The following is a 9,580-nucleotide window of genomic DNA, read 5'->3' as shown; positions in this document are numbered from 1 at the left end:
GGATCAAAACCCGTTGCCTTACCGCTTGGCGATACCCCAACTGTTTTTACTCAACTCTATCAAATTGCAGTTACATTAAGACTTCAATCGAAGTCTTGAGCACAAAAACTCAACGGTGATTTGTTGCAGCCTTTGGCAGTAAAAGCATGCCAATGTTCCGGCACATGTTCTAAAACATTTTCAGCCGCAGTGGCTGAGTCAAAGCGGGCAAATACACAAGACCCTGTTCCGGTCATACGTGGATTGGTGGCATATTGTGCCAACCATGCCAGTGCTTGTGCAACTGGTGGATGCATTTTTTTCACCACCGATTCGCAAATGTTACTGCCTTCCCCCGCAAGGAAGCCCGATATTGTGAGGGGTTCACAATCGCGTGTCAATTCAGTTGCGGAAAATATTTCAGCGGTGGAGACGGCGCATTGGGGAAAGATAACTAAATACCAAGGTTCTGGTGGATCAATTTTAGTAAAAATTTCTCCTACACCCTCGGCCCACGCCGCGTGACCTCGCACAAAAACCGGCACATCTGCGCCTAATTGCAACCCCAGACCCGCTAATTGATCTTCTGATAAATCACATTGCCAAAGCTTATTCAGCGCAACGAGGGTGGTGGCGGCATCGGAACTGCCTCCTCCCAGACCACCTCCCATCGGCAGATTTTTTTCCAGTTGGATAACAGCACCTGAATGACAATTGCAGGTTGATTGTAAAAGCCGGGCGGCTTTTACAATCAGATTATCCTGATCTGCAACGTCTGGCAGATCGCCTTGTAAGGTGATTTGCGAATCTTCGGTGACGGTAAATTTTAATCTGTCGCCATAGTCAAGAAACTGAAATGCCGTCTGTAACTCATGATATCCATCTGGCCGTCTGCCGGTGATATGTAAAAACAGATTCAGTTTTGCCGGTGCAGGCCACCATTCATTCATTTACCAGCTTTCCATCCATTCATTACCAGACGAATACTTAACTGCGGATGTTCGATAAAGATCTTCGCCGGCACATCATTGCCTTCCAACGGCGCATAATCAACAAACTCCACTTGCCACCCTGCCTGGGAAAGCGTAATTAAGCGGCCTTTTTCATCCAGGGTTTTCTCATCAATCTTGATAGGGGCATGCGGCAAGCCTCTGACCCAGTCACGCAAGGCACTGACCGGTAATAACCAGCCCAGCACTTCTGCAAGAAGCTCTTCCGGTGTAGCAGCAGAATAGGTTTCACCATCAGAAAAAGTCATGGTGACCAGTTTGTCATTACCGGCTAACTCCACTCCCCCTTGAGAAAAGGGACCAAACAAGCGGATATTGAATTCTTCCTTCTGCTGTTGCCAGGTCACGCCGACATTCCAGCCTTCTTTGTCCTGACGAATAACCGTGCGACCTCGAAATGACCAGTTATCCATTTGTTTTAACGCCGTCTGACGGGTTTCCCACAACTGTTCAGCTGGTTCTAATGGTTTTGTCTGCCAGAATGGGGTACAGGCCGTCATCAACAGCAAACTGGTTACTACAAGAAGCTGTTTCATTTGGTCAACCGCTGCAGGGTCTCCTGAAGGACTTTGTTATTCGGATCCAGTTTCTTCCCCTGCTCCCAATACTTTCTGGCTTCATTTTTTTTATTCTGCATCCACAGCACTTCACCCAGATGGGCAACAAACTCCACATCGGCCTGAATCTCCACTGCCTCACGCAGGTAATATTCAGCTTTTTCCAAATCACCCATCCGGTAATACACCCATCCCAGGCTATCGAGGTAATAAGGATCATTAGGCCGCAGTTCCAAAGCTTTATTGATTAACTGCAAAGCTTCTTCATGTCGATCAGTACGATCGGTCAGGGTATAACCCAAGGCATTCATCGCCTGAGCATTTTCCGGGTCAATTTTCAGAATAGTGCGCAGATCTTGTTCCAGCATCTCCAGCTTGCCAATCGATTCGGCCACCATGGCGCGACTGTATAACAGATCCTGATTGCCCGGATGATTGGTCAGGGCTTCCGTTAACAACTCAACAGACTCTTCCGGCATGTCGTGATCCCGCAAAAAAGCGGCTTCAAACAAATAAAAATCAATGGCCTGCTGAGGACGTTCCTGACGCAGCAATTGCAGATGCTGTCGTGCTTTATCAATATCACCTTGATCGGCCAATAAATTGATATAACGGGTTTGCGCCATTTCAAAACGCTGGCTGTCTGTTGGCACTGAGGCGAACCAGACCAAAGCAGAATCCACATTGCCATTCATTTCTTCGGCAAGCCCCATAAAATAGCTGGCCTGACCACCGGCATCACCCATTTGTAATAACTGACTGAAATACGACTTGGCGGTTTCTCCATCATCGCGTTCCAAAGCCAGTAATCCCAGCGCAAAAATCACATCCGGGTTTTCCGGACTCTCCAAATGCAATTCTTCAAAAATGCGCTTTGCCTTTTCCGATTCGCCACTTTCCCCTAACAGTTTTCCATAGGTGAAGCGTAAGGACTCACTTGCCCCATCGCGCTGAGCTGCTTTGGCAATTAACTTTAACGCTTCTTCTTTTTTATCAAAGGTTTGCAGTAAATCCGCTTTAAGGCTCAGATAAGCTTCGTTGTTTGGGTCTTCTTCCAACAATTCATCGACGGCGATTTCAGCTACATCAAAGCGCTGGAAATAAGCCGCTAATCGGGCATAGGTAAAGCGAGCAGCCGGATCATCATTTTTATACAGGTCCAATTCCAGAATCGTCTGCAAACCTCTTTCCGGATCTCCCTTCTCGCTTAAATTGGCGGCTAGGCTTTCCAGATATTTTTCTTTGTTCTCCGGCTCCAAAGCGAGCGCTTTGTTTATGTTCACAACGACTTCGGCATAATTATCTTCCATTAATAAAAATGGAACCCGCATCACATAGACCTCGGCCTCTTCCGGGGAGACTTCCTGCCATCGGGTCAATGCCCGGTCAATACGTTTGGGATCTCGTGAAAATGTCGAAATTCGTGCGGAACGTCCCGCCAGTTCGGGAGAATCGGTTAATTCTGCTGCCTGGTTATATAAATCGACCGCAATATCAAGTTGACCGCGCTGACCCGCAATTTCGGCGGTAAGCACGTAATAAATCAGTTCTGGAGTCAAAGGCAAATCCAATTCCGTCTGCGCAGTTTCCACTGTCTCTGCTTCGTTTACTTCCACTGGCTGCAGGGGAGTTTTTTCGTCTGATTGCTTAGCTGTAGCGGCGCATCCAAACAGTAAAATAGGTATCATCACCCAGGCCGCCGATGAGGCGAACTGTTTTGAATGACCGCGTAACTGTTGCAATAAATCCATAATTCAACGACCTGACTGATTGAGTTTGATAGAATGGCGAATTAGTCTTGTCCAGACCGAGATATAAGACAACTTAGCTCACGGCTGCAAAGTTTAACAGCATACAACACGACTCCTTAATTATGCATCTTGTCACTTACGGCATTAATCACACAACCGCACCGGTTAATGTGCGCGAGAAGCTTAGCTTTGATGCTGATAAATTACCTTTGGCTTTAGCGTCACTGATGCTGAATGAAAGCGTGATTGAAGCAGTCATTGTCTCAACCTGCAACCGTACCGAAATATACTGTCATCTAGACGAAGATTATGACAATAGTGTCCTGTTATGGTTGCATAACTTTCAACAACAGGATGCCAATGCCCTCAAGTCCTATCTCTATTGTTACGAAGGTGCTGATGCGGTAAGACATTTATTTCGGGTCGCCTGTGGTCTGGATTCGTTAGTTTTAGGCGAACCGCAGATTCTCGGTCAGTTAAAAACCGCCTACACCCAGGCCCTTAACGCAAAGGCGCTGGGGAAATCGCTGGGACGTTTGTTTCAACATGCTTTTGGCGTAGCCAAGCAGGTGCGTACCGATACCGCCATTGGCAACAGTCCGGTTTCAGTCGCCTTTGCTGCTGTCAGTCTGGCAAAACAAATCTTCAGTAATCTGGCCGAATCAACCGCCCTGCTAATCGGTGCCGGCGAAACCATCGAACTGGTCGCCCGTCATCTGTTTGATAATGGTATCAAGCGTCTGATTATTGCCAATCGCACCGTTGAGAAAGCCCATCTTCTGGCAACCTCGGTAAATGGATACGCGATTAGTCTGAGTGAAATTCCGGCCCACCTCGCCGAAGCAGATATTGTGATCAGCTCCACCGCCAGCCAGCTGCCCATACTTGGCAAAGGTACGGTCGAAAGTGCATTAAAGCTGCGCAAACGTAAACCGATTTTTATGGTGGATATTGCGGTTCCACGGGATATCGAAGCAGAAGTTGGACAGCTTGAAGACATTTATTTATATAGCGTTGATGATCTGCATGACATTATTGAAGAAAATCTGCAGTCACGGCGTGATGCTGCCAAGCAGGCAGAGGAAATCATAGACACGCAGGCCGATCACTTTGCCGGCTGGATGCGCAGTCAGGATACCGTACCGGTAATTCGGTCGATTCGTGAGCGCGGACAGATGCTCAGCACCCAGGCCGTTGATAAAGCCCTGCGTCAGCTGGAACAGGGTGCGAGTGCTGAAATGGTGATGACTGAACTGGCCCGAACCCTGACCAACAAACTGTTACATGAACCCAGTAGACAACTGCGGCAATCAGCATTTGAATCAGATGAAAATAATCCGATGATTGATGCTGCCCGCCGTTTATTTAACATTAAGGATTGATCTGTGAAAGATTCCATCAGGCATAAACTTGAAGCATTAGTTGATCGTCATGAAGAGATCAGTGGCCTGCTATCTGATCCGGAAACCATGGCCAATCAGAACAAATTTCGCACTTTATCGCAGGAATATGCACAGCTGGAGCCAGTTGTTAAACACTTTGGCTTATATCTGCAAACCTTGAGTGATTTGAAAGACGCTCAAGCAATGATGCAAGAAAGTGATCCGGAAATGCGTGAAATGGCCAAGGAAGAATTGGCCATTGCCGAAGAAAAGCAGGAACAGCTTGCCATTGATTTGCAGAAATTGTTGTTACCTAAAGATCCAAATGATCAACGTAATATCTTTCTGGAAGTCCGCGCCGGTACCGGTGGTGATGAAGCCGCCATTTTCTCCGGTGATTTATTTCGAATGTACACGCGTTATGCTGAGTCACGTCGCTGGCAGGTTGAAGTGCTCAATGCTCAGGAAGGCGAGCATGGTGGTTATAAAGAAATCATCGCCCGTATTGTTGGTGATGGTGCCTACTCACGGTTGAAATTTGAATCCGGCGCCCATCGGGTGCAACGGGTTCCGGAAACAGAATCGCAAGGACGGATTCATACCTCAGCCTGTACGGTAGCGATTTTGCCGGAAGCCGATGAAATCGATCAGATTGAAATCAACCCGGCCGATATCAAAATGGATACCTTCCGTTCATCCGGTGCCGGTGGCCAGCACGTTAATACTACTGATTCCGCCGTACGTATCACACACATTCCAACCGGCATTATCGTTGAGTGTCAGGAAGAACGTTCACAGCACAAAAACCGCGCCAAAGCGATGTCCGTTTTGCAATCACGCATCATGGCGGCGAAAGAGGAAAAACAAGCCTCCGAACAGGCCGAAACCCGCAGATTGTTAGTCGGTAGCGGTGATCGCAGCGAACGTATCCGTACCTATAACTATCCACAAGGCCGCATTACCGACCATCGAATCAATTTAACGTTATATAAATTGGATGAAGTCATGTCAGGTCAACTGGATCAGGTCATTGATCCGTTAATCAGCGAATACCAGGCGGATCAGCTGGCATTATTGTCTAAGGATTCCTAGGATCAAAAGACCTAGGTTTTAGCTAGCCAATCCTGAGGTTGGAGGTAGTAATCATATAACTTGGCTTCCGCCGAGCCCGGCTCGGGTTGCCAGTTATAGCGCCATTTGACCAATGGCGGTAACGACATCAGGATCGACTCGGTACGTCCACCCGACTGCAAACCAAACAAGGTGCCGCGGTCATAAACCAGATTAAATTCCACATAACGACCACGACGATACAGCTGAAAGTCACGCTGTTCTTCGGTATAGCTTAACTCTTTGCGACGCTCGACGATTGGTAAATACGCTGCGGTGTAGCTGTTGCCAACGCTTCGCAACAAACCAAAGCAATGTTCAAAATCCGGCTGATTCAAATCATCAAAAAACAGCCCGCCAACCCCCCGCGGTTCGTTGCGATGCTTGAGAAAGAAATACTCATCACACCACTTTTTGTAATCATCGTATACCGTGTCACCAAAAGGGTCGCAGGCATTTTTAGCTGTTTGATGCCAATGAATAACATCGTCATCAAAGGTGTAATAGGGCGTCAGATCATAACCACCACCAAACCACCAGATAGGTTCTTCACCGGCTTTTTCAGCAATAAAGAAACGTACATTGGCATGGGAGGTTGGTACATACGGGTTATGTGGATGAATCACCAGCGATACGCCCATCGCCTGAAAACTGCGCCCGGCAAGTTCAGGCCGACTGGCCGTTGCTGATGGCGGTAAGTTATCACCGCTGACTTCGGAGAAATTGACCCCTGCCTGTTCAAACACCGCCCCGTTATTTAAAACCCGGGTTCGTCCCCCACCACCGGCTGGGCGCTGCCAGTCATCTTCAGCAAATTTCTGTTTGCCATCTGAATTTTCAACCTCTTTACAGATAGCATCTTGTAGAGTGAGTAAATACTCACGTACGGCATTAATATCCGGCCCACTCATCGCAGTACTTCTCCCGTTACTGCATCCCGAATAGTGGATGGCTTGTTAGCTCCGCCCAATGCCCCGGGAAGCACATAATCCAGTTCAGGTAACTGCCAATGCACTTGATGAACATTTTTGGCAGGTCGCAACCCGGTAATATTGGCACTGCTGGAAACCAGCGGTCCGCCAAATCTGCGGCATAGTTCTGCCGCTAAGGGATGTGCTGTTACTCTGACCGCCAGTGTGTCTCGGCCACCGGTTAATAAGGGAGAAACCGAAGAACGAACCGGCAATAACCAGGTGTTTGGGCCGGGCCAGCTCTGAGTGACTTTGGCGAGAATGTCAGCAGATAACGGCTGGATAAAATCCTGCAATTGGTTGAAGTCTGATGCAATCAGAATCAGGCCTTTTTCCAAGGGGCGACGCTTCATCATCAATAATCTGATAATGGCGGTTTCGCTCGAGGGATCACAGCCAACGCCAAACACTGCTTCGGTAGGATAGGCAATTACCCCATCCTCCTGCAAAGCAAGGCAGGCCTGTCTTAATTGCCAGTTAGAAAAATTCATATTCGGTGCAGATCGCTACTTTTAAAAGATAAATTAACCACGTTGCCGTTTTTTCTGCATCATTTCTTCAACAAACGGCATCAAAATAATTTCAATGGCCAGACCCATTTTGGTTCCGGGCACGACCATATTATTGGGTCGTGACATAAATGAATCTTTCAGCATTGAAAGGTAATACGGAAAATCTGCCATCTTAGGATCTTTAAAACGGATAACACACAGACTTTCATCCGGGGTGGGAATTTCCCGCATAACAAACGGGTTGGAGGTATCAATTAATGGCACCCGCTGAAAATTGATATGGGTGCGGGAAAACTGAGGCGTAATGTGGTGAATGTAATCCGGCATACGCTTCAAAATAATATCGACAACGGCATCCTGAGAATATCCACGGTTGGAACAATCACGTTTGATCTTCTGGATCCACTCGATATTGATAACCGGCACCACACCAATTAACAGATCGGTATATTGGGCGATATTCACTTCATCGGTAACCATACCGCCGTGCAGCCCTTCGTAAAACAGAAGGTCACTGTCATTATCCAGCTCTTCCCACTCTGTAAATGTTCCGGGTGGTTGATTGAATTTAACGGCTTCGGTTTCGTCGTGAATGTAATAGCGTTTTTCGCCACGGCCGGTTTCTGAGTAGGTCTGAAACAATCTTTCCAGCCGATCGAGACAATTGGCTTCAGGACCGAAATGCGTCATCGCGCGACCTTCGGCTTCCGCCTGAGCCACAGCGGCAAGCATCTCTTCACGATTATATCGGTGAAAGCTGTCGCCCTCGATAACAGCAGGCTTAACATTGGTACGACGAAAAATATCTTCAAATGCATGTTTTACATTCGAAGTGCCTGCGCCGGAAGAACCTGTAACTGCAATAATCGGATGGGATACAGACATTCCGCCTTCTCCTTAAAGTCGCAATTTATCAGCCTTTCTGTTGCTCACGGGCAACTGCACGATAGGCAATATCCGTTCGATAATAGGCATCCTGCCATTGAATCTTTGCGACTCCAGCATAAGCCTGTTGTTGAGCAGCAGCAACACCTTCACCCAGAGCGGTCACACATAAAACACGGCCACCAGCGGTGACAACTTTATCTTGATCAAATGCTGTACCGGCGTGGAATACACGGGTATCAGCTGAATCCACGACATCCAATCCGCTAATCACATCGCCTTTTTTATAGCTGTCCGGATAACCACCAGCAGCCATGACGACACCCACGGCAGCACGGGGATCCCACTCAGCGGTGACTTGATCCAGTCTTTTATCCAATGCTGCTTCACATAACTCGACTAAATCGGAAAGCAAACGCATCAAGATAGGTTGGGTTTCCGGGTCACCAAAACGGCAGTTATATTCCACCACTCGTGGCGCACCCGTTTCATCAATCATTAATCCGGCATATAAAAAGCCGGTGTATGGGCGACCATCAGCTGCCATACCTTTAACGGTAGGCTCGATAACTTCACGCATCACTCGATCAAAAACGCTATCTGTCACTACCGGAGCAGGCGAATAGGCGCCCATACCACCGGTATTGGGTCCTTTATCACCATTATCGCGAGCTTTGTGATCCTGTGAAGTTGCCAGCGGCAGGATATGTTCACCATCGACCATCACAATAAAGCTGGCTTCTTCGCCTGCTAAAAATTCTTCAATTACTACGCGGCAGCCAGCATCGCCAAAAGCATTGCCCGACAACATATCGCGCACGGCGTCTTCGGCTTGTTCAAGTGTCTCAGCGACGATTACACCTTTACCCGCAGCAAGACCATCGGCTTTGATTACGATAGGTGCGCCTTTCTCCCGCAAGTAAGTGAGTGCAGGTTCTACTTCGATAAAGTTTTGGTAATCCGCCGTTGGGATTTTGTGACGCGCGAGAAAGTCTTTGGTGAAGGCCTTTGACCCCTCAAGCTGTGCAGCGCCTTTACTTGGGCCAAAGCACAATAAATTGCGCGCTTGGAAATAATCGACCACTCCCGCAACCAGCGGAACTTCCGGGCCAACAATGGTCAGGCCGACATTATTTTGTTCGGCAAAATTGGCCAATGCTTCAAAATTCAACACATCGATAGCAACGTTTTCTAATTTTGGTTCCAGTGCAGTGCCGGCGTTGCCCGGTGCAACAAATATAGTTTCAACTTGTGCGCTTTGCGCCGCTTTCCACGCGAGTGCGTGTTCGCGTCCGCCGCCGCCAATAATTAATACGTTCATAAAATTAATATCTTTTTTGAGTTGTTCATGTAGGTTGGGGTGAGGGACGAACCCCAACATGACCATATACCTGTAACCGATGTTGGGGTTCGCAAGCTCACC

At 47.9% G+C, this 9,580-nt stretch carries 9 protein-coding genes; 2 read left to right on the top strand and 7 right to left on the bottom strand.

Features of this window, described 5'->3' with window-relative positions; all coding sequences use genetic code 11:
• Positions 1-83: 83 nt before the first annotated feature.
• From ispE to B3182_RS00850, 3 genes are read right to left on the bottom strand one after another with little or no spacing between them, the layout of a single operon-like run.
• Positions 84-929, bottom strand: a complete 846-nt coding sequence (gene ispE / locus B3182_RS00860) for a 4-(cytidine 5'-diphospho)-2-C-methyl-D-erythritol kinase (protein ID WP_292751158.1) — start codon at positions 927-929, stop codon at positions 84-86.
• Positions 926-1,525, bottom strand: coding sequence for a lipoprotein insertase outer membrane protein LolB (gene lolB / locus B3182_RS00855; RefSeq protein WP_292354461.1), 600 nt, complete (start codon positions 1,523-1,525; stop codon positions 926-928). Before lolB ends, ispE begins: the two co-directional genes overlap by 4 nt.
• Complete coding sequence (locus tag B3182_RS00850; RefSeq protein ID WP_292354459.1) at positions 1,522-3,297, bottom strand: tetratricopeptide repeat protein; 1,776 nt, start codon at positions 3,295-3,297, stop codon at positions 1,522-1,524. The genes lolB and B3182_RS00850 overlap by 4 nt, the downstream gene beginning before the upstream one ends.
• Before the next feature lie 122 nt (positions 3,298-3,419).
• Between B3182_RS00850 and hemA the strand changes: the two genes are divergently transcribed.
• Both hemA and prfA read left to right on the top strand, forming a co-directional pair.
• Positions 3,420-4,679 (top strand): glutamyl-tRNA reductase, encoded by a 1,260-nt coding sequence (hemA, locus tag B3182_RS00845; protein ID WP_292354456.1) that lies wholly within the window; start codon positions 3,420-3,422, stop codon positions 4,677-4,679.
• 3 nt (positions 4,680-4,682) lie between these two features.
• On the top strand, positions 4,683-5,771 hold the full coding sequence (prfA, locus tag B3182_RS00840) for a peptide chain release factor 1 (RefSeq protein ID WP_014705722.1): 1,089 nt from the start codon (positions 4,683-4,685) through the stop codon (positions 5,769-5,771).
• Between the two features lie 11 nt (positions 5,772-5,782).
• Here prfA and hemF read toward each other — a convergent pair whose 3' ends face one another.
• Genes hemF through purD form a run of 4 tightly spaced genes read right to left on the bottom strand, consistent with a single transcriptional unit; the run spans position 5,783 to position 9,478 of the window.
• On the bottom strand, positions 5,783-6,700 hold the full coding sequence (hemF, locus tag B3182_RS00835) for an oxygen-dependent coproporphyrinogen oxidase (protein ID WP_292354451.1): 918 nt from the start codon (positions 6,698-6,700) through the stop codon (positions 5,783-5,785).
• Positions 6,697-7,251, bottom strand: a complete 555-nt coding sequence (locus B3182_RS00830) for a Sua5/YciO/YrdC/YwlC family protein (protein ID WP_292354449.1) — start codon at positions 7,249-7,251, stop codon at positions 6,697-6,699. The genes hemF and B3182_RS00830 overlap by 4 nt, the downstream gene beginning before the upstream one ends.
• A 33-nt stretch (positions 7,252-7,284) precedes the next feature.
• Positions 7,285-8,157: a phosphoribulokinase gene (locus B3182_RS00825; protein ID WP_292354448.1), complete on the bottom strand. Its 873-nt coding sequence runs from the start codon at positions 8,155-8,157 to the stop codon at positions 7,285-7,287.
• A 28-nt stretch (positions 8,158-8,185) separates the two neighbouring features.
• The gene (gene purD / locus B3182_RS00820) at positions 8,186-9,478 is read right to left on the bottom strand and encodes a phosphoribosylamine--glycine ligase (protein WP_292751202.1); all 1,293 of its coding nucleotides are present in this window, start codon (positions 9,476-9,478) and stop codon (positions 8,186-8,188) included.
• Positions 9,479-9,580: the final 102 nt, after the last annotated feature.

This window comes from Methylophaga sp. UBA4204 (assembly GCF_002379485.1).
Taxonomy (GTDB): Bacteria; Pseudomonadota; Gammaproteobacteria; order Nitrosococcales; family Methylophagaceae; genus Methylophaga.
The sequence above is the reverse complement of the archived record's forward strand: the minus strand, read 5'-3'. Positions and strand labels throughout refer to the sequence as shown.